The sequence below is a fragment of the Croceitalea sp. MTPC6 genome, assembly GCF_036985525.1.
Taxonomy (GTDB): domain Bacteria; phylum Bacteroidota; class Bacteroidia; order Flavobacteriales; family Flavobacteriaceae; genus Croceitalea.
Map to the genome: position 1 here is coordinate 686125 of NZ_BTGR01000001.1, position 22409 is coordinate 708533.

General features: G+C 37.0%; 11 protein-coding genes. 5 read left to right on the forward strand and 6 right to left on the reverse strand.

The window, feature by feature from the left end:
• Window positions 1-90: 90 nt before the first annotated feature.
• On the reverse strand, window positions 91-8742 hold the full coding sequence (locus tag AACP56_RS03245; RefSeq protein ID WP_339333478.1) for a T9SS type B sorting domain-containing protein: 8652 nt from the start codon (window positions 8740-8742) through the stop codon (window positions 91-93).
• A gap of 160 nt (window positions 8743-8902) precedes the next feature.
• Between AACP56_RS03245 and AACP56_RS03250 the strand changes: the two genes are divergently transcribed.
• A complete protein-coding gene (locus tag AACP56_RS03250) occupies window positions 8903-10024 on the forward strand; it encodes a PQQ-dependent sugar dehydrogenase (RefSeq protein WP_339333476.1) in 1122 nt (373 codons plus the stop codon).
• Complete coding sequence (locus tag AACP56_RS03255) at window positions 10017-10439, forward strand: c-type cytochrome (protein WP_339333474.1); 423 nt, start codon at window positions 10017-10019, stop codon at window positions 10437-10439. The genes AACP56_RS03250 and AACP56_RS03255 overlap by 8 nt, the downstream gene beginning before the upstream one ends.
• A gap of 10 nt (window positions 10440-10449) precedes the next feature.
• Here AACP56_RS03255 and AACP56_RS03260 read toward each other — a convergent pair whose 3' ends face one another.
• From AACP56_RS03260 to AACP56_RS03275, 4 genes are all read right to left on the reverse strand, one after another.
• On the reverse strand, window positions 10450-12072 hold the full coding sequence (locus AACP56_RS03260) for an alanine/glycine:cation symporter family protein (RefSeq protein WP_339333472.1): 1623 nt from the start codon (window positions 12070-12072) through the stop codon (window positions 10450-10452).
• A gap of 122 nt (window positions 12073-12194) precedes the next feature.
• The gene (locus tag AACP56_RS03265) at window positions 12195-13289 is read right to left on the reverse strand and encodes a hypothetical protein (RefSeq protein ID WP_339333470.1); all 1095 of its coding nucleotides are present in this window, start codon (window positions 13287-13289) and stop codon (window positions 12195-12197) included.
• Between the two features lie 5 nt (window positions 13290-13294).
• Window positions 13295-14110 (reverse strand): N-acetylmuramic acid 6-phosphate etherase, encoded by an 816-nt coding sequence (murQ, locus tag AACP56_RS03270; RefSeq protein ID WP_339333468.1) that lies wholly within the window; start codon window positions 14108-14110, stop codon window positions 13295-13297.
• A gap of 1 nt (window position 14111) precedes the next feature.
• Window positions 14112-14861 (reverse strand): DeoR/GlpR family DNA-binding transcription regulator, encoded by a 750-nt coding sequence (locus AACP56_RS03275; RefSeq protein WP_339335472.1) that lies wholly within the window; start codon window positions 14859-14861, stop codon window positions 14112-14114.
• Between the two features lie 203 nt (window positions 14862-15064).
• Between AACP56_RS03275 and nagB the strand changes: the two genes are divergently transcribed.
• A complete protein-coding gene (gene nagB, locus AACP56_RS03280) occupies window positions 15065-16996 on the forward strand; it encodes a glucosamine-6-phosphate deaminase (protein WP_339333466.1) in 1932 nt (643 codons plus the stop codon).
• 31 nt (window positions 16997-17027) lie between these two features.
• Here the strand turns inward: nagB and AACP56_RS03285 are convergent, their stop codons facing one another.
• The gene (locus AACP56_RS03285; protein WP_339333464.1) at window positions 17028-17777 is read right to left on the reverse strand and encodes a DeoR/GlpR family DNA-binding transcription regulator; all 750 of its coding nucleotides are present in this window, start codon (window positions 17775-17777) and stop codon (window positions 17028-17030) included.
• 201 nt (window positions 17778-17978) lie between these two features.
• Here AACP56_RS03285 and AACP56_RS03290 point away from each other — a divergent pair, with 201 nt between their 5' ends.
• On the forward strand, window positions 17979-20954 hold the full coding sequence (locus AACP56_RS03290; protein WP_339333462.1) for a SusC/RagA family TonB-linked outer membrane protein: 2976 nt from the start codon (window positions 17979-17981) through the stop codon (window positions 20952-20954).
• A gap of 10 nt (window positions 20955-20964) precedes the next feature.
• Window positions 20965-22305 (forward strand): RagB/SusD family nutrient uptake outer membrane protein, encoded by a 1341-nt coding sequence (locus AACP56_RS03295; protein ID WP_339333460.1) that lies wholly within the window; start codon window positions 20965-20967, stop codon window positions 22303-22305.
• The last annotated feature ends 104 nt before the right edge of the window (window positions 22306-22409 follow it).

The window sequence follows — 22409 nt, forward strand, 5'->3', positions numbered from 1 at the left end:
GATATAAATATTATCTTACTCCGTATATGAAATGTATAAAATCATCTTTAAAAAGTATCTTTTAAACCTTGTATTGTTTATGACAAAAAGCTATCTATATAAGGTAAAGTGTCCAACATATTTTTGCTTTTCATTATCGTTGGCATTTATCACATACCAATAATCTCCGGTTGGTAAAGGAGCTCCATCGTAATTTCCGTCCCATTTAGATACTTGATCCAGTCTTGCTACTACTCTACCGTACCTATCGTAAATAATTACATCTATATTAGGGAAGAACTCACGATTTCTAGGATACCATGTATCATTTAAACCATCACCATCTGGGGTAAAGAAGCCAGGTATATCTACCATACCATCAAAATCGAATGGAAAAGCCATTTCAACTATACATCCTCTTTCATCAATCACCCTAACATTAATAGTGGTATCTATATTTACATTAAAGGTGTTTACTTCACCTGTAGATTCCCCTTGGAAGAAGAACTCGTAACCACCAAATCCTCCAGTTGCTATTGCCGTGATTTCGTCCGGTCCAGTTTTTTGGACTTCTAACATTAATGGCTCGTAGAAATCAATGGTAAACTCTACCATTGTTGTACATCCATTTTGATGATAAACGTATACTACATGGTCCCCTGCTGGTAAGTCTCCCCACATTCTTTCTGTGGTTGCTACATTAATATCATCCACATCCAAAGAGAATAAAACTTCTGATAATGCAGCCTGATTTTGCATTTCTACACGTGCTGTACTATTTGGAAAAATACCGTCACAACCATATTCTACAATGGCTTCTGCCATGATATCTACACCTATTTCAATCGGGACAACAATACTATTGGCACAACCGTTAGCATCACGAACAAATACCACATAGGTTTCTCCTCCTGAAAGATTTTCAAAAAGAAGGCTGTCATTTCGAACAAAATCTGCATCGTCATTTGAATTCAAACTTGTTTCATAATAAGACACTCCACTACCATCTACAAAAGGAGTACCCCCTGTGATTGTTAATTGTGCAGTACCATCAGCAAAACCAAGACATATTTCTGGCGTCTCAACAGAAGAAATTCTAATTTCCTCTGGTTCATAGACCATCACTGTAGTCAACTCTGAACATCCTTGAGAATCCTGTATCAATACTGTGTATTCACGACCATTTGCGTCACCTTCCAAGTCTTCAAAGGTATATGTGGTGGGGTTATCCGGATCACTAAAGAATTCATTAAAGTTTGGACCTATTGCAAACTGTAATAGACCTTCCCCTCCACTTGTTACCTCAACGGTAATGGTACCATCATTTTCTCCACTACAACTTATAGGAGTTGCATTTGCCTCAAAAACAATCGGTTCCGGTCTAGCAACTACATAAGGGCCTTCAATATCTTGACATGTTGCACCACTAGTCACAGCAATATAATAATCAGTGGCATCTGATAATCCTTCGAAAGTTCCAAAATCATTAGAAGCTACAACTGTTGCTGTTGCTGAAGGGTTGAAAGCATCAACTGGGTCTCCTAAATATAGCGTATACGTATTACTTCCTACTCCTCCGGAAGAGAAAGACTCTATACGTCCATCAGTTTCTGAAGCACAAGAAATATCATCTGGTTGGTTTACCACTAAATCAATATTTTGGGCATCAACCAATGTTAGACCATTAGAGTTTATTACCCCACAGGTATTTGTTGCATTTATTTTTCTAACCTCATATTGATAAAAACTTGGTCCTCCTTCAATAATAACAAAAGTTGAAGCATTCCCTGCAGTATCCTCTATTCTAATAAATGGGTCCGTTGGATTCCCGCCAGCGACATCATTAAGTCTATACTCATACTCAAAACCAGGCTCAGGGTTTTCAATACTCAAACGCATTTGACCTAATCCACCACATCCAGGTGCTTGAACCTGAACCAAATTTGGAATTATCGGTGGTGGCGGATCTACATAGTAAGGAATGGTAAGTCCAGAACATCCAAAACTAGAGGAAACCTCTATAGCATACCATCCTTGACTTATAAAACCTCCTCCAGTTCCAGTAAAAGTTGGTGAATCTTGCAATCCACTTCTTGAAATCTCATCAGTAATATTGTTGCTGCCCAAATAAATTAACTGGTATTTATATCCAGCTCCAGTGACACCACCTGTTGCACCGGCTGTTGCTGTAATGGCATCTCCCGTTGTTGGATCAAATGCTTCCAATACAGCATTATTCCCATCTGGACACACCAAAGCTTGTGGCTCTCTTATCCCAGCTTGAATTGAAAGTATTTCATCGAGTGTTATATCAAAAAAGGTATCACAATTTTCAATATCCCTATACTCTACTCTGTAATCGCCACTGGCTAAATTCTCAAATTCATTTGATGCACCCCATGTAACTACTTCTGTTTCATAAGTGGTGTCATTATCAGAATCTAATAAAAGTCGATACTCATATGGAGAAACATCCCAACCACCAGTCAAGTTTGCCTCTATCTTACCTGTGTTATTAGCACAGCTTACATTTCCTATCTCAATAGCATTGGGTACTAGAGGTCCGTTAGGGGTTCTAATAGTTGCCAGATTACTAACATTTGAACAGAAAGGGTCTTGTAGCGAAGCTATTCTAACCACAAAGTTACCTCCAGAAAGCCCTGAAATTGTTTCAGGATTATTTGCTGTATCTAAACTACCTATGATTCCGGTAGATGTTTCATTTCCAAGATTGTCCACAGCAAATACCTCATAAGAATAAGTTCCTGTATAATCCGTAACCTCAATTGAAAGTTCTCCGTCGTTTCCTGGAACGGCACAACGAACTGGTTGAGCTTCAGCAATAGTAATGGTTGGTACTATTGGGCTTTCCACTTCATGCTTTGGAAATGGATATGTACAACCACCGATATTATCAACAATCTCTATTAAATAATCTCCTGCATCTGGTAAATCCACAAATCCAAAAGAAGCTCCAACTACATCAACATTTGCGACTGTGGCTACTGAGTTTGTGACTATAGTAAAATCTGTAGTACCAGTAACATCTATTCTAATACGTTCAGGATTTGCACAATTCAACACACTTTCTACACTTAAAGTAGGGACTACGTCTGTTGGCGGATTGATGGTCGGCAGTGTAAAAGATGCCGGACAACCATTCCCATCGATAGCATATACCGTAATGTTTTGAGGTGAACCATTATCTATAATTTCAAATTCGAACGGATCAGAAGCGGTTCCATTCTGATAGTTACTTCCATCCGTAAGACTATATTGATATCCTCCTGATGCAGTTCCTGGCTGAACAATTGATACAGTTATAATTGTAGAACTATAGGTATTTAAACCAGGCTCACATGAAAAGTCAGGAGCAGATGCGGTAATTTCGAAAGCTGCCGGTTCTGCAATAGTTACATTTTCTTCATCGGTACAACCTTTATCTGTAACTACTTGTACTACATAATTACCAGCACTTAAGCCTGTAAAAGAACCTGAAGTGTTTGTATCTATTGCAGTCGGGCTTGGAGGTAATGGTAAACTACCGTTATAAAGATTATATGCTTGAATACCATCAATATCTGTATTTGCAATTAAAGTAACGTTAATACTACCATTATCTGGATTACCATCATTACAGGTAATGTTACTTATTCCCGTATCTAAAATTTCTGGTTGCGTTGGTATATCGGCAATAATGTTACTTACGGTTGTTGTACAATTAAGACCTCCACCTCCAGTAACCTGATTATCTGTCACTAAGACTTGATACGTACCTGGGGCTAGGTTATTAAAAACTTCAATAGTATTTGTACTGGCACCGGTAAATACATCATCATTTACTTGTGATATAGGACCAACCGCTACACTATTAAAATCCGTTCCGGTTAATTCTAAAGTAAAGTCTCCACTACCCCCATCTACATTAACCGTGATAATACCATCGGAATCTTCACAACTAGGATCCGTTGTAAAACTTCCTGAAGATGTTAATATTTGATAAACTTCAGCCGTAGTAGTAACATCACAACCATTGGCATCTACAACATAAATATCAAATACACCTATACTACTACCTACGTTAAATATTGCAACTGTAGGGTTATTTGGATCATAAACTGGAGTCTGTGTTTGCCCTCCTAGTGTAAATGTAGGGTTATCAACAAATGCTGGCATTGTCAATTCAATTTCAAAACCTCCTGCAGGGATTGTCCCGTTACATTGGTTGTTAACCGTAATAGCAGGTTCTGGTAAGTCTGGGTCTAATTGTACAATAGTAGCCGAGGTCATATATTCGCATCCACGGAAGTCACGAACCCATATATCATAGGCTCTACCAACCAATGATCCTGGTAAATAAATTGTAGTTGCTGTACCGTAATCTCCTGCTACTGGGGTATTACCAGCATCAACAAAAGCATACTCATATGGAGAGCCATCAGGAAGTGATCCTGCACCACTTGGAGGATATGGTGTTCCTCCACTACCACGAACTGTTAACTGGCCTAGTTCAATACAATTGGCATTTTCGTTATTAATGACATCCACTCGGGGGATGTTAAGTGTAGCTTCAATAGTGTCTGCACCTACACAATCAGTACCATTATCGATTACTGATATACCATAAGGTCCTTGAGGTACTAAGAAAGTATCATTGGTGGTAGCTACTCCAGTTACATCGGTTACAATGGCTCCTGTATCCAAATTACGGATAATAATGTCAAAAGGGCCAACAGCACCAGTGATGGTATACTCAAGCTCAACATCATCGCCATTACAGTTACCATTATCTATGGCTAGTGCAACATCGACCGGAGTTGTTTCTTCAGGAATTTCTACCGTCTCAAAATATATACAACCGGTTCCTTCGTCCAATACTTCAACTGTATAACTTGCTCCTGGAACAAGGTCTGGAAAACAGTATCTTCTAATACCAACTCCTAAATCAACATATGTGGAAGGTGGATCAGTAACCAAACGTATATCAAATGGACCTACTCCATTTACGATATCCACACATTGAGGTAAAATACCAGGGGCACAATTATCAGGAACTACAAAATCTGGAACAATATCCAAATCGGTCGAGTTAATTGCAACTGCATCTTGATCAATACAACCTCTAGAATCTAGCGTAATAATTGTATAATTCCCTTCAACTAATAATGGGTCATTTATATCTAAAGGCAAATCTGCGAGAGTCACATTTTCCCTTCTTATAATTTCATTTCCAAAATTATCTTCAATAATAATGATGAAATTTGGTACTCCATCAGCAATAGCATCTATACGGATTCCACCAGAAACTGCTCCTAAACTACATGTAGCTCCTAAAGGAGTTACCGTAGCGTCAGGTGGATTTGTAGTATCAGGTGTTATTGTAATAGATTGTACTCCTGTTGTACAGTTTCTATCATCTTTTACGATATATTCATAGTCACCAGCTGGAAGTCCTGAAAATATTGTCTGCGAGCTGTAGTTATACGTATTTGTTGGGTCTGGGTTAAAAGGATCATCAATGAAAACTCCAGTTCCAGGTGCAAATGCAACTTGAAAAGGTGGAGCGCCTGTAGACACATCTGGTACAATCTCAACATATCCACTACTTGCATCACCACAACTTGGTCCCACAACATTTGCGGTAGCTGTTATACTTACTGGAGGCGTAAATGTTATTGGTGGTGAAGTATTGGTACAATTGTTATTATCGGTAACCTCAACTGTATATTGACCATCATTTCCTAATGGCACATTGTAATTAAATGGGCTGGAAGGCAATTGTACTCCTGTATGACCAACTACTGGGGTTCCATCCAAATAAATAGTATAAGAGGTATTCGTTAAGTCTGTGATATCTCCTCCATTTATAGTAATAGCCATTTCACCATTCCCCCCACATGGTATCTCATTTACAATGTTTAGAGAAACCTGTAATTGCGGTGGTATTGTAATTGAAACTTGTGCACTACAGTTGTTATCATCTTCAACTTCAATAGTATAATTTCCTGGCACTAAATTGCCAAATGTTGGACTAGCTTGAAAAGCACCATTGTTAATTCGATATTCATGACCTGGACCGCCACCTGAAGAGCTTACCGTAACAGAGCCATCATTTGTTGATGAATAGCATAAATCTGAACTCGCAATCGCGATTATTGGTGCTGTAAGCGGTGTTAATGTAAAATTGAAAGTATCCTCACAACCTTCTGTATCTCTTACTGTTAAGATATAATCACCTCCAATAGTAAGATTACCAAATGTTCTATTAGATTGAAATGGAGTGGTTGTTGCTGTAGGATCTTCCAAACTATAAGTATAACCTCCAAAACCACCAGTAACATTAGCTCTTACTCGTCCAATATTGTTATTATTACAACTCATTGGAGTTACCTCCGTTGTGCTTAAATCAAAAGGAGTTGGCTCAACAATAGTGATTGAAGCAGTATCTTGACATCCTGTATCCGTATCTGTTATGGTGATTTGATAAGTACCAGCACCAGATGGTGGAAGATCTACTTCTAAATCATTTTGGGGAGTACTTTCAGTTCCCCCATTGATATTATAAGTATATGTATTAGCAAAGCCATCTATTATAAACGTTCCACTACCATCAGTCGCACCAATACAAACTCTTGTGTCGCCACCAGACTTTACTCTTGCACGAATTGAGCTAATTACAGCCGGCGTAAAACTATCTGTATAGATACAGCCTTGATCATCAGTAACTCTAAATTCATAAGCTGTGTTTACATTAATATCATTAAATGTATCGTTACCAGCATTATCAAAATAAGCAGGGCTTATTATTTCATATCTGACAATAGGATTTGTACTTGTTGCTGTTAATTGCACATCTGAAGTACCTCCAGCACAATTAATATCACTCTGTGCAAAAGCAATTGCTGTTGGCGGGTCTATATCCAATATCGTGATAGGTGTCAACTCTAAACGGCAACCACCACTATCTCTAATAATAGGAGTATATGTTCCTGGAGCTAAATTATCGTAGTACGTTTGAGTTGTAAAGTTTGATGGGCTATCACCTGAAATACTGAATACATAGCCACTACCTGAACCTCCAGAAAAAGGTCCTTGAAATTCGATTACTCCACCAACTGTTCCTCCGCTTCCATCACATGTACGATCTGCAATCTTTACCGCATTTCCATTTATGGTTCCAACTGAATTTACAGTCACCGATGTTGGAATGGTAAAAATACAATCAAAGCTTCCTTGTTGGTATCTAACCTCAATCGAATTGTACGTACCCGCAGGCACTGTTAGTAAAGGATCTGTACTCCATGGGTCTCCTGATGTTGCCCGAAACGAAAGATTATATCCTTTCCCATCAATAACATCAATATCTAATTTTGCCCCTCCGTTGGTACAAGTCCCATCGATTCCAGTCGCAGTAACATCAGGTGGGGTCAACTCCACTACATTAGCTGATGCATCAATGGTACATCCATTGGCATCTGTGATCGTGAAATCATAACTGCCAGCAGTGGTTACCGTATAAGTAGTCTGGGTAGTATAAGAACCCGTGGAAGTACCTCCATCACTCACTGTAAAAGTATATGGTGCTGAACCTCCAGATGTCCTAACGATAATATCAACACTAGTTGCACCACAAGATGGCTCTGCACTTAAACTTTCATTCACTTCTGTTGAAGCTGACAAAGGTGTAATACCGTCCCCAATACTGATTGGGTTACCATTTATGTCTATATTTTGTCGCGGTGGTGGTATTCCATTTCCTGGATCACCTGTACACTGTTGTGTTTCAACCTGAACACTATATGTTCCAAAACCAACTGCGCTAAATGTGTAGGGATTTGTGGTAATAAACGTAGTAAACTCCTGAGGCACCCCATTTTCATCCAACAACGTATATTTATAAGGTCCTGGTACATCGTTCACAGTTACTGTAATGCTGCCTGTATCTCCAAAACATTGCGCATCAATAAATTCCACATCCATACTAATATCCAATTGCTCAATAACTATTGGGTCATAAGGATATTCACAAGTATTTGGAGTATTCTGTAAACGTGCAGTCACATTATAAGTTCCTGGGGCTAAGCCATCAAATATTGGCGAAGCCTGCCAATTAGTACCACCATCTATACTGTATTCGTAAGAACTGGATAGATTAGTAATTTGAATACGCCCATCAACACCACAGATAAAATCTCTTTTTACATGAGTTTGTGTAATTGTACTCTTCTTTACCTTAAAAAAGTACTGGGCACCATCTGCAAGCACCCTAAATTCAGCACCAGAGCCAGCAGGTATTGTACTTGCATCTATATTAAAAGTTTGGGAAGTACCAACTGTAGTGTAGCATGTAGTGGTCGTATTTGGGCAATCTTCATTGATGTCCGGGGTACAAGAACCCCCTAATATTTGCCACTCTACAGATCCATAAGGTCCTCCTGAGAGTGATATTGTCCTATCATCAGAATCACCACATAAATTAAATCTAGCGACTGTAAAACCATTGTTACTACATGCAACCTCTTCATCGGCCCCTTGTATTATCGTCATGAAAAGTGGTGCCGAAACTGTATTGCTAGCTTTTGTTATTTCAAAAGAAGCAGCTTCATTTTTAGCAGCAACAGTATCTTCTGGTTTTTCAACACTAGAAGTTATAATCTTAAATATACTGGGAATGTTGTCTTTTGCAACCGCAGAGAAAGTGCTTATTGATAATAGTATCAATAGCACGGCATACAAAATACGCCTTTTGGTGTTGGGCAGCATAGGTCAATTTAGGTTAAGGTAGAATAGTTAGATTTGGGATCCTATATTCTTAGTTTATAATTATCTAAACAATAAAATCTATTTTATACATTAGTTACTCTGTTCGGTATATTTCTAACTGCATTTCAACTGTTAAAAGTATACTTATAACGTTAAAATTATGAAAAAACACCCGATTTGTCTCTATTTTTTCGTTGTACTGCTCACTCAATCATGTGCCCAGACAACAGACAAGAACATTAAAAAACCTATAACTAGCTCATTTTCAGAAGAATTAGTTGTTGACGGAATACAAAACCCATGGGGTATGACTTTTCCTTCAAAAAATGCCATTTTAATCACAGAAAAGAGTGGAAAGCTTATTCTTTTTGAAAATGGAAAAAAAATTCAAATAGGCAATTTACCAGATATTTATGAGCGTGGACAAGGTGGTTTTTTAGATATTGAATTACATCCTGATTATATGAACAATGGATGGATATATTTTTCTTTTTCCTCATCTGAAGGGGATGGAAAAGGTGGTAACACTGCCATCATGCGAGCGAAACTTAAAGACCATAAATTAACCGATAAAGAGTTATTGTACAAAGGAGTCCCAAATACCACAAAGGGACAACATTGGGGTTCTCGATTAGAATTTGATGATAAAGGCTTCCTTTACTTTTCGATTGGAGATAGGGGTAATAGAGATGTAAATCCACAAGATATTACCCAGGACGGTGGAAAAATATACCGTATCCATGATGATGGGCGCATACCCATAGATAATCCTTTTGTTAACAAAAAAGGTGCTAAAACAGCTATATTTAGCTATGGTCATAGAAATCCGCAAGGACTTGTTAAAAATCCTTTTACAGGTGAAATCTGGAATCATGAACATGGTCCAAGAGGAGGTGATGAAATCAATATCATTAAAAAAGGCAAAAACTTTGGATGGCCAGTAATCACTTATGGCATCAATTATATTGGTACAAAAATTACAGATGAAACCTCAAGACCAGGAATGGAACAGCCCTTATATCAATGGACACCATCCATTGCACCCAGCGGGATGACATTTGTTATTTCAGATAAATATCCTGATTGGAAGGGTAGCCTATTAGTGGGTTCACTGGCTTTCCAGTACTTGGAAAGATTAGAATTAAAAAATAACAAAGTAATTTATAGAGAAAAGTTATTGGATCGCCTTGGTAGGGTACGGAATGTAAAACAAGGGCCTGATGGTTATATTTATGTAGGGGTTGAAGGGAAAGGTATTTATAAGTTAATTCCCAATGATTAAGCAACTCTTGCTATTAACGATACTCTTTCTTTTAAGCAATTTAAATCTTCAAGCGCAAAATATTGATTTGAATACCAGCATTTCTAGAGGCAAAAATGTATATCTGAAAAAATGTGCAGTATGTCACTCTAAAGACGGGTTGGGAAAAGGAAAACGAATTCCACCATTGGCTAATTCCGATTATTTATTTAACAATCGAGAAGCTAGTATCCGTGGTATTCTATTTGGACAATCTGAGAAAATTACTGTGAATGGAATAGTTTATAATCGTAAAATGAAGGCGATTAAACTAAGTAATCAAGAAGTTGCTGATGTTATGAACTATATTCAAAATTCCTGGGGAAATAAAAATGATATTACGGTTTCGGATAGTCAAGTACAAGAGGTCCGCTTAAAGTTTTCAAAAGGTAACTAACAACATAAGATTAGGGGTTTGTTTTTATCATTTTTAAATATTTTGTCAACTCTTCTTTTGCTTTTGGATATAATAGCAATAAGCCTATGATATTGGGAAAAACAAGAGCCAAAATCATAGCGTCTGAGAATTTTATGACTGCATCCAATGTGATGGCAGCTCCCAAAACAGTAAAAACCAGAAATAGTAATTTATAAATCAAGTCAGAGAGTCTTCCTCTTCCAAATAAATACTTCCAAGCCTGCAGCCCATAGTAGGACCAAGAAATTATAGTAGAAAAGGCAAAAAGTACCACAGCGATTACCAAAACATAAGAGGAACCTGGTATAGCACTTTCAAAGGCTGTGGATGTCAAATTCACCCCTCCCATCCTACTACCATCTGCCATTAACGCTTGCTGATTAATAACATCTCCATAAATAAACATTCCATCCACATTAAAAATAATGATTACCAAAGCAGTTATGGTACAAATAACAACAGTATCTATGAATGGTTCTAAAAGACCAACCAAACCTTCTGAAGCAGCAAACTTTGTATTTACTGCAGAATGGGCAATTGCAGCCGATCCAGCACCTGCCTCATTAGAAAATGCGGCTCTTCTAAAACCTTGTATCATAACTCCTATAAAACCACCGGTAATAGTGGCTTTGGGCGAAAATGCTTCAGATACAATTAAACTCAATGCCTCACCAATCTTATCAAAGTTTGAAAAAATAATAAACAAAGCTGCTGCCACATACAGTGCAGCCATAAATGGAACAACTTTCTCCGTAACTTTAGCTATACGTTTGATACCCCCAATTATTACTATACCCACCAAAATTGCAAACACTACTCCAATAATGGTTCCCGAATTAGAACCTTCTACTCCAAATCTATTTATGATTTGCGCTGCCGCTTGATTGGTTTGAAAAGCATTCCCTCCTCCCAAGGAAGCGCCAATACAGAGCACAGCAAAGATGCCGGCTAACACTTTACCTAAGAAAGTAAAACCGCTTTCTTTAAGCCCTCTGGAGAGATAATACATTGGACCTCCAAAAACATTGCCATTTTCATCAATATCGCGATACTTAACCCCAAGGGTACACTCTACAAATTTTGATGACATACCCAATAAGCCAGCAATAATCATCCAGAATGTAGCACCTGGGCCACCAATTGATATAGCGACAGCAACCATTGCAATATTACCCAGCCCCACTGTACCAGATATCGCAGTTGTCAATGCTTGAAAGTGATTCACTTCACCATGGTGACTTTCATCTTTAATGGTATCAATAATATCATTTCCATGGGTATTTACATTAACCGTTTTTATTACTAATTCTTTTTCAAAATCATCGTACTTACCACGAACAACTTTTATTGCGGTAGGAAAATGTTTGACATTTATAAAACCAAAGTAAATAGTGAAAAATAATGCTCCTGTCAACAGTAATATCAGTACTATAGGGATACCATTTCCAAAAATGTTTACCTCAGAAAAAATTAGGTTTTCCCACCAAATGGCAAAGGGCATAAAAGCATCATTTATTTGCTCGTCCAAGCCTTTTGATTGTGCGTTTGCCAATGATGGAAGTAAAACTAAAGCCAAACAACTCTTTAACTTCACAGGAAAACCTACTTGCATAACGCTCGTTTTTTGATTTAGCCTGCAAATTGAAAAGTATATTTTTGGAGAAGAGGAAAAGTCAGAAAAAAAATGAAAATGTCGGAAAGTGGCTTTCTGACAAAAAGGGATGTGACCAATCCTTAGAGTGTTATGTTGTCTGGGGGAATTGATAAACGAATTTTACGTTCCCGTTTTTCTGATAATTCGAATAATGTATTCTTTAATGGCAAAAGATGGTGCTCATTTGTCCAATTTCCCTTACCAAAAAGTCCATCTACTAAAGCAATAAGCAATCGTTTTACCTCATTATAGTCATTAATATCATATGCCCTTTCCTTTATAGCATGGTGTTTAGGTTTTATTTCAAGCCACGATTCAGGACTCAACTTTCGAGACTCCGCAAAACGTTTTAAAAGTTCAAAAGAAGCATTGGACAGCTTTACTTCGCTCTTTAATCTGCCAGGCAGACCTTCAAGAAAAACCCAACGTTCTATCTTACTATCCTTTTTTATTGTTTTTAGTGCTATCCTAAGGCTAGCTGCATCTGAAATGATATTCTCTGACAGTTCTTTCACCCAACTAAGTGCCAAAGCAAAAAACATCATAATTAACCAGGTTTTGAAAATCGCTGAAAACAGAGTAAGATTTACTGCTGAACCTGTTAGTTTATAAAACTGTGCCAGTAAAGTAATAATTATGCAAACCAGTGATAAGTAAGCCAAGGTCATCAATCGTCTTTTAGCAAATGAATGCCACAATACAAAACCAAGAAATAGTAAGGTCAATACAGCATAATAAACATCAAGTTCATTTATTACTCCTTCCCTACCCGATATCATTGTATTTAGAGTTGGCAACAAGGAGAATAAGAAAGGTAATCCAACGATGAAAACCCAATATTTAGATTTAATAATATTCTTTAGAAAACCTGGAAGATATCTAAACCAAGGCAATGCCAACAATATAAAAAGACTATTGAACAAGGACAAAATACTACGAAAACCATCTGCTAAAATCAGATTTTCTTGACCAGAATTCACAAAATAAACCTCAACCAATCCAGACAAACTCCAGCATAATATTGATACTGCCAACCAAACTTGTCCAAAATCGTTCTGTTTTTTACCAATATGCCACCAAATGGATAGCAATGCCATAAATGCAAAAAGGCAGGCAGCAAATTGCCACCACCCATAAAAAAGGGAAGCTTCTTGATTTATAAAAATTAAATGCATTGCATTTAGTTTTGATTCGCTTTTATAGCTTCTCTAACTGACCCATGTTTTTTTAAAGCCTTCTCAGCTTCACTATAAGATAAATCCAATGCTTCTACCAAATAACGGGCACCTCGGTCGACCAGCTTGTTATTGCTCAATTGCATATCAACCATTTTATTTCCTTTAACACGCCCTATTTTAATCATCAAAGCTGTGGAAATCATATTTAAGACCAGCTTTTGGCTAGTACCGCTTTTCATTCTTGTACTACCAGTAACAAATTCTGGCCCCACATTTATTGCGATTGGGATATCAGTTTCTGTAGCTAAAGGAGAACCGGGATTATTTGTTATTCCTGCAGTTAAAAGTCCATTTGCCTTTGCATCTTTAATTCCTCCCAAAACATATGGAGTTGTACCAGATGCGGCTATACCAACTAAAGTATCATTATTATTTATATTGAATTCTTGTAGATCCTTCCAAGCTTGTATTGTATTATCTTCTGCAAACTCTACTGCTTTGCGTATGGCACCATCGCCACCTGCAATAATACCTATAACTTTATCGTGAGACATTCCAAAGGTAGGAGGAATTTCAGATGCATCAAGAATACCTAAACGCCCACTTGTGCCTGCACCAATATAAAATAACCTACCCCCATTTTTAAAGCGTTTTTCAAGCTCATTTACCAATTTACTTATTTGGGGAATTACTTCCGAAACTGCATCCGCTACTTTTTTATCCTCTTGATTTATTTTTTTCAATAAATCTTCGGAACTCATCTTTTCTAGATTGTCGTGTAATGATGCTAATTCTGTTATTTTTTGATAATCGCCCATACTATAATAACGCTATTTCCTGATTTCTAAAATTTCTCAAAAGGTCGTGGGTAGGCTCTAACTCTGTAACCAAAGAGTGTACAGCATTTAAATCGCAAGTCTTAAAACGGTGCTGTGAGTTCAGTTTTTCAGAAATACAAAGCAAAACTGTCTTTTTAGATGCTTTAATCACTGCCTTTTTTGTCTGTACAATATCCCAGTCAAACTCCGTAAGCCCAAATTGAACGTCAACGTAACCAGTTCCAATAAAACTGTAATCCACTTTTATTTCAGATAAATTGTTAATCGTATTAGATCCCAAAACAATCTGTGCATCTTTAGAAAGTTGCCCACCAATAAAAATAGTATCTACATTAGGTTTATGCAACAGTTCCATAGCTACAGGAAGGCTCAAAGTAAAGCAAGTTAGTTTTAGTTCCGCAGGCAAAAGTCTTGCCAGTTCAAGACAGGTAGTGCCACCATCTATTAAAACTACACTGTTTTCCTTTAAAAGTTTGGCCGCTTTTTCTGCAATAATGATTTTTTCATCCAAAGCATAGACACTGTTCCTTTTAGGACTATATGTTGCAAATCCTAAAGAAATAGCTCCCCCATGTACTTTTCTAAGTCTAGCTTCAGCATCTAACTCTTTAACATCCCGGCGTACGGTATCTATAGAAACATCTAATTTCTCAGCAATATCCGTTAGCTGCACACGATTATGAAGCTCTACTTCATTTAGTATAATTCGCTGTCGTTCTTCTTTTAACATGGTTAACACTCTAGTTGCATCCAAAGATAGTAATTTGAATATTATGCTGTTTTACTCTTCTTTAATGTAAATTAATTGTTATTTATTGCATAAAAAAGCATTAAAAACAGCAAAAAACAGCAAAAAACAGCAAAAAATCATATATTTGTGTCGATTTAAAACGAAAATTAAATACTATAATAATTTTAAATAGTCAAGAATCCATGGAATTGGCAACACAAAATAGAAGACATTTTGATATATCGTATAGACCTGTAGGTCAATTTGAAGAGACTAGGTTCGAAAAAATTCATAATATCATTTTTGATAACTCGAATGAAGCCTCGGTAATAGTTGCAAAAGAAATTGCAGAGCTCATTAAAAAGAAGCAAAAAGAAGCAAAAAAATGTGTTCTTGGTCTGGCCACGGGTTCTTCTCCGATTAGAGTTTATGAAGAATTGGTTCGTATGCACAAAGAAGAAGGGTTGTCATTTTCCAACGTAATAACCTTTAATCTTGATGAGTATTTGCCCATGGAGAAAGATAACAGGCAAAGTTATTTTTACTTTATGCACGAGCACCTATTTAACCATATTGATATTTCACCCGAAAATGTAAATATTCCAGATGGGACACTTACTGGAGATGAGGTTATTCCTTATTGCTTGGCCTATGAGAAAAAAATAAAAGATTTAGGGGGAATAGATTTTCAACTTTTAGGTATTGGTAGGACAGGGCATATAGGTTTTAATGAACCTGGTTCCCACTTTAATTCTGGAACTCGAGTAATTACTTTAGATCATATAACACGAGTTGATGCAGCTCCAGCTTTTCTAGGTATTGACAATGTCCCAAGGAGGGCCATAACTATGGGGATAGCGACCGTACGGAATGCAAAAAGAATAGTCTTACTAGGTTGGGGGCAAAATAAAGCCGACATTATCAAAAAAACTGTTGAAGGAGAAATTTCATCAGAAGTACCGGCCACTTACTTACAAGAGCATGATAATTGCACTTTTGTTTTAGATAATGGTGCAGGTAGTAAACTTACCAGAAATAAAACTCCATGGTTAGTAGATGAGTCTTGTGATTGGACTCCTGCTCTAACGGCAAAAGCGGTACTATGGTTAAGTATTACGCTCGGTAAATCTATATTAAGTCTTACGGACAAGGATTATAATGACAATGGAATGTCTGGTTTATTGGCACAACAAGATTCTTACGACCTAAATATAAGAATGTTCAATAAGCTGCAACATACAATTACTGGCTGGCCAGGTGGTAAACCAAACGCGGATGATACCAATAGACCTGAAAGAGCATTACCCGAGAAAAAGAGAATTATAATTTTTAGTCCTCACCCAGATGACGATGTTATTTCAATGGGTGGCACTTTTGATAGGTTAATCGAACAAGGGCATGAGGTGCATGTAGTCTATCAAACCTCTGGAAATATTGCTGTAAGTGACACTGAAGCATTAAAATTCGCTGAAATATGTAAAAGTATTAGTCCTTCCAATGAGGTTAATCAAATAATGACTTCTTTAAGAAACAAAACGGAGAGTACCGTAGATCCAATTGAAGTAAGAAATTTAAAAGGTAGTATCCGAAGAGGTGAGTCTTATGCGGCTACAAGATATTTAGGTTTGAGAGACAAAAACGTACACTTTTTGGACTTACCTTTCTATGAGACAGGAACAATAAAAAAGAAAAGCCTTTCCAAGGATGATATTGACATCATGGTTAGAATTATTGACCAAGTAAAACCGCATCAAATCTATGCTGCTGGGGATTTAGCTGACCCACATGGAACACACAGTGTTTGCTTGGATGCCGTTTATTCTGCCCTTGAAATACTAAAACCGAAATCCTTTATGAAAGACTGTTGGGTTTGGTTGTATAAAGGTGCATGGCACGAATGGGATATCCACGAAATAGAGATGGCAGTACCCATGAGTCCTGTACAAGTGCTCAAAAAACGTAATGCTATATTCTGCCATCAATCACAGAAAGACGGTGTAATGTTCCAAGGAGATGATACTAGGGAATTTTGGATGCGAGCGGAGGAGCGAAACAAGAATACTGCAGATAAATACAGAAAACTTGGCCTTGCAGAATATGCCGCAATAGAAGGTTTTGTTCGCCACAGGTTTTAATTAAGCCTGTTATGTATGACGTGTAAGGTGTTTATAGTATTGACAAGCCTCTATCAGCATAAGGCTTTAATAGCGAATTGGAAGGCTCAAGCTCCGTTATTAAAATATCTATTGCTTCAATTTCACAAATTTTATAGCGTTGGGTAGAATCCAATTTTTCCGAAATAGACGGCGAAACCACTTTCGAAGAAGTTCTTATCATAGCCCTTTTTACCTGTACAATATCCCAATCAAATTCGGATAGTCCGTCTATACAACTTATAGAGTTAGTTCCTAAAAAACAGATATCGGTTTTTATTTGTGATAACATGTTTATTGCGTTGCCACCAATTGTAATTTGTGAATTATTGGAAAGTTTTCCCCCAATAAAAACTGTTTCTATATCAGGTTTATTCAGCATTTGTATAGCAACTTGTAGACTTGGTGTAAAACAAGTTAGCTTTAATCTTGCTGGTATTAATTTGGCGATTTCAATATTTGTTGTTCCTCCGGTTAATAATATCACCTGGCCATCCTTTAAAAGTTGAATAGCCTTTTTAGCAATCATTTTCTTTTCAGAAAGTGCATAAATATCTTCAATGGTAGGATTATAGTTATTGAATCCTAGAGAAACAGCCCCACCATGAACCTTTTTTAGCTTTTTTTGGTTATCCAGGCTTTTTATGTCTCTCCTTATAGTATCAGCAGAAACATCTAAAAGATTTGCAATATCAGTTAATAAAATTCTGTTGTGCACCCTTACCTCATTCAAGATGATTTGATGACGCTCTTCTTTCAACATTTGCTGTACTGGTTAGTTATCTATCATGCAAAATATTGCAAATATTCACAATATCAACAATAATCAATGACTTTTTTAACTAAAAAGATTGCAAAAAAAAATATTGTTGCAATTTTTTGCATATTTTTATAAAGTACTAACGTACATTACTTGAATAAAATTTTAGAAGACTATTCTACTTTAACTAAAAACGAACACTTTATGAAAAAAATCAACTTTGTTAAAGAAAAGTTGCTCCACTTATTGTTGGGTATATTTTTTTTAGCCTCGGCATCTGTTGCTGGTCAAACCTTACAATATTCCTTTACTGGGAATATTTCTGACGGAGATAACGGAAATCCAATACCTGGAGCATCGGTATTTATTGAAAACACCACAATTGGCACCGTGACCGATTTTGATGGAAACTATTCTTTTAAGGGAAGCCTTGATTCTGGAAATTATACTCTAATCGTAAGTTACTTAGGGTATTCTACCAAGAGAACTGCAATTGTATTGGGCTCCGCTACTGAAATTGTAAATAACGTAACCTTAAGTGAAGATTTACTAAACTTAGATGAAGTTATTGTAACTGGTAATACTGTTGGAGTTAATAAACGAACCTTAGGTAATGCCATTTCCTCAGTAAAATCAGAAGATTTAGTAAATAATGGTGCTACTGCCGTTGATCAAGCTATTGCCGGTAAAATAACGGGGGCATTAGTTCAGCAGAATTCTGGTGATCCAGCTGGTGGAATTAGCATTAGACTAAGAGGACCAAGTACAGTCTTAGGTAATTCTGACCCCTTATATATCGTAGATGGAATTATTATTAGTAATTCCAGTAATCAACTTGTCGACCTTGGGGGAAATGCTCAAAACAGGCTAGCTGATTTAAATCCAAATGATGTTGAGCGTATAGAAATCATTAAAGGCGCAGCAGCAGCAGCAATCTATGGGTCTAGAGCAAGTAATGGTGTTGTACAGATTTTTACAAAAAAGGGAAAGTCTGGCGAACCAAGGTTTAGTTTCTCAACCAATGTTCGAGTTAATGAATTAAGAAAAAAAATCGATTATAATACTGCGCCACTAGCTTGGGTAGATCCATTTGATCGAACTGATTTAGAGACGGTACCTGTAACTAGATTTGACCTTCAAGATGAGTTCTTTGGTTCTGGCTTTGGCTTGGAAAACTATTTATCAGTTGCCGGAGGTAACGATAAAACATCATACTTTATCTCTGCTTCACAACTAGATAATGAGGGTATTATAGAGAATACTGATTTTAGAAGAATAGGCTTTAAAACCAACCTTACACAAAAAGCATTTGATTGGTTGACCATTAATGCTGGTCTTAACTATGTAAGAAGTCAAAGTAAAGATATTCCCAACGGGGGTATAAACTCTGCGTATGGAGCAATTACAGGTTTTGTTTTTAGCGATAATTCTGTAAATCCTTTTCCTAATGAGTCTGGAGTTTATCCAATAACCTCGCTACTTGTACCAAGAACAAATCCATTAGAAGCCGTAAATAGATTCGATTTTGGACAAAAAACAAATCGATTTATCACAAGTGTATCCCTGGATGCAAAAATCACAGAACGTTTATCTGCCAATTATACTTTGGGTCTTGATTATTTTAATCAATCAGCTACAGCATTTATCCCTATTAACAATACTTCACCAAATGGAGACGGATTTGCGCGAAGGTCGGATATAAACAATTTTCAATACAATAGTGACTTAAACCTATCCTATCAATTTGATATTAATCAAGATATTGCATCTACCACTACAATTGGTGGTTCATGGCAATATGAAGAATTTGATAGAGTAGGCATAAGTGCCAACGGGCTTCCTCCTATTGTAGAAACTGCAGAAAGTGGCAGTATTCTGGCACAAGGAGAAAGTAGATCACAAATCTCTTATTGGGGTTCATTTCTACAGCAATCCTTTAGTTACAAAGATAAACTTTACGTTAACGGAGCTATACGACTGGATGGTGCCTCAACTTTTGGTAAAGATGAAAGAAATCAATTATACGCAAAAGCTAGTCTTTCTTACGTAATGTCGGAAGAAGACTTCTGGGAAAATACTTTTGGGGATGCATTTAGCATTTTTAAATTAAGAGGTTCTTGGGGACAAGCAGGAAACCTAACCGCACTGTCGGCTTTTCAGCGTTTTACTCTTCTTAATCCTTCAGCCATTAATGGATCTCCAAGTTTAATACCGAGTACACAACAAGGAGACTTAAATATTGCTCCTGAGCGTCAAGAAGAAATTGAATTTGGTTTTGATGCAGGATTCCTTAATAACAGAATAGGGCTTGAGTTCACTTATTATAAGCAAGATGTAACAGACTTATTGCTGCCAAGAGAGTTAGCGCCATCTACTGGATTTGGCTCTAGGATAGAGAACGTTGGAAATCTAGAAAATAAAGGAATTGAACTTTTGCTTAAAGGGTCTCCAATTAAGACCGAAGATTTCTCTTGGGATATTACAGCAACATATTCTAAAAATGAAAATGTTGTGACCAGTGTAGCTGGTGGTGGACAATTTGCTCTTGCTGGAAGTTTTGCTACTAATTTCGTAATCGAAGGTGAACCATTGGGAGTATTCTACAGACAATTCTACGCCAGAGATGCTGATGGAAGTATTTCTTTGGATGCAGACGGATATCCTTTTAGGGGCACTACTGAAGATGGTGCATCATCAAAAGTTATTGGTGATCCTAATCCAGAGTGGTTTGGGTCTTTAATTAACGAATTTTCATATAAGAATTTTACGTTAAGAGCTCAATTTGACGCTGTACAAGGATTCGATGTATTCAACTGGAATAGAAGACTGCTTGATAATGTGATTTTTGGTGGAGGTTCTAACGTAGGAGAGGAATTGCTAGGTAACAGACCTAAAGGTTTTGGTGGAGCACAAGCTGGAATATTTGAGGAATTTGTAGAAGACGGTTCTTTTGTTAAATTAAGGGAATTAGCTATTAGTTATGATTTTAAATCTCCTTTTAAGTCCATCGATAATATTAAACTAAGCCTTATTGGTAGAAATCTAGTTTCTTGGGATGATTATAGTGGATGGGACCCAGAAATAAATACAGCTGGGCAGAGTAATGGTGTCAGAGGATTTGATTTTGCAGGTGTACCTATTCCAAGAACCTACCAATTTAGTATTAATGTTAATTTCTAAAAACAATAAAATGAAACATAACAGCATATATAAAACAGTTACAATGGTTATGTCAGCAATTTTGTTGGTATTAACCTCATGTGAAACCGATTTTGACAATCCAAACTCCGCTACTGCAGATCAAACATTTTCTTCGAGGGAGGGAATTTTGGCTGCAGCTGTAGGCATGCAACAATTATACTCTACGACAGGAGTTCGCTGGGTCGTGGAAACACCAGCAGTTACTACAAGAGAAGGAGGTATTACAACTACTTTTCAGAATATGATTGAATTAGAAGATGGTGGAACAGCTCTGCCAAACTTTAATTCCAATGTTCAAGGATTATGGTCCACTATGCTAAGAGTTATCAAAATAGCTGAAGATATTGAAGCAAATACTGCAAATATTGATTTGGAACCAGGCACTCAAAGCGGTCTGATAGCTCATGCTAAATTATTTAAAGCTTTAGCCATAGGAAGTCTATCTCAGAATTATGAGCAGGTTATTGTGCAAACCAGTAACGATAACAATGCACAATTTGTTCCTAGACAATCCGGATATGAAACTGCCATAAGTCTGTTACAGGAAGCACAGTCTTTAATCGCTAGTACTCCAGCGTCAACAGAATTTATTGAACAGGTCACCTTGGGAAATATTGATCTAGGGAATACGATAAATGCAATGTCCGCAAGATATAACCTTTTTGCAGGCAACTATGATGCAGCAATTTCAGCTGCAAACAATGTAGACCTTTCATCTACCTCAGTTTTTGTTTACGATTCGCAAAACTTAAATCCAATATGGAGTCGTGTGTTTTTAAACGACGCTCCAAACTTTAAGCCACGTGATAATTTTGGGTTACCTACAGAATTTGTATTTGATGCTGCGGACGGGCGATTTTCTTTTTATCTGGTGCCTTTAGATGAGACAAACCAAAATGGATTGCCAATTGAAGATTTAGCAGGGTTCTTTAATGTGAATACTGGACCTCTCCCATTGTACATACCTGACGAAATGAATTTAATAATAGCAGAAGCTAATCTTAGAAAAAGTGCTCCTGATACTGCCGCAGCAACAACTGCGATTGATGAAGTACGTACAGATAACGACGACCCGTTTGGAGTAAATGCAAACATAGCGGCTTATTCTGGTGCTGCAACTGTTGAAGCTTTGTTAAATGAAGTCTATCAAAATAGAAGAGCAGAGTTATTTTTAACAGGGTTGAGTTTAGAGGACAGTAGACGTTTTAACAGACCCGAACCAAGCGGAGCAGCGATGAACTATACCGAAGAACGTAACAGGAATTTTTATCCTTATCCTGATACAGAAAGAAATAGTAATCCAAATACACCTTCTGACCCACAACTATAAAATTGTTTAGTTTAATTTTAGAAGAGGCCTACATAATTCTTTTGGATAGTAGGCCTTTATTTTTTTTAGCTAATACTTTAAGTTATTGGAAAACTATTTAAAAA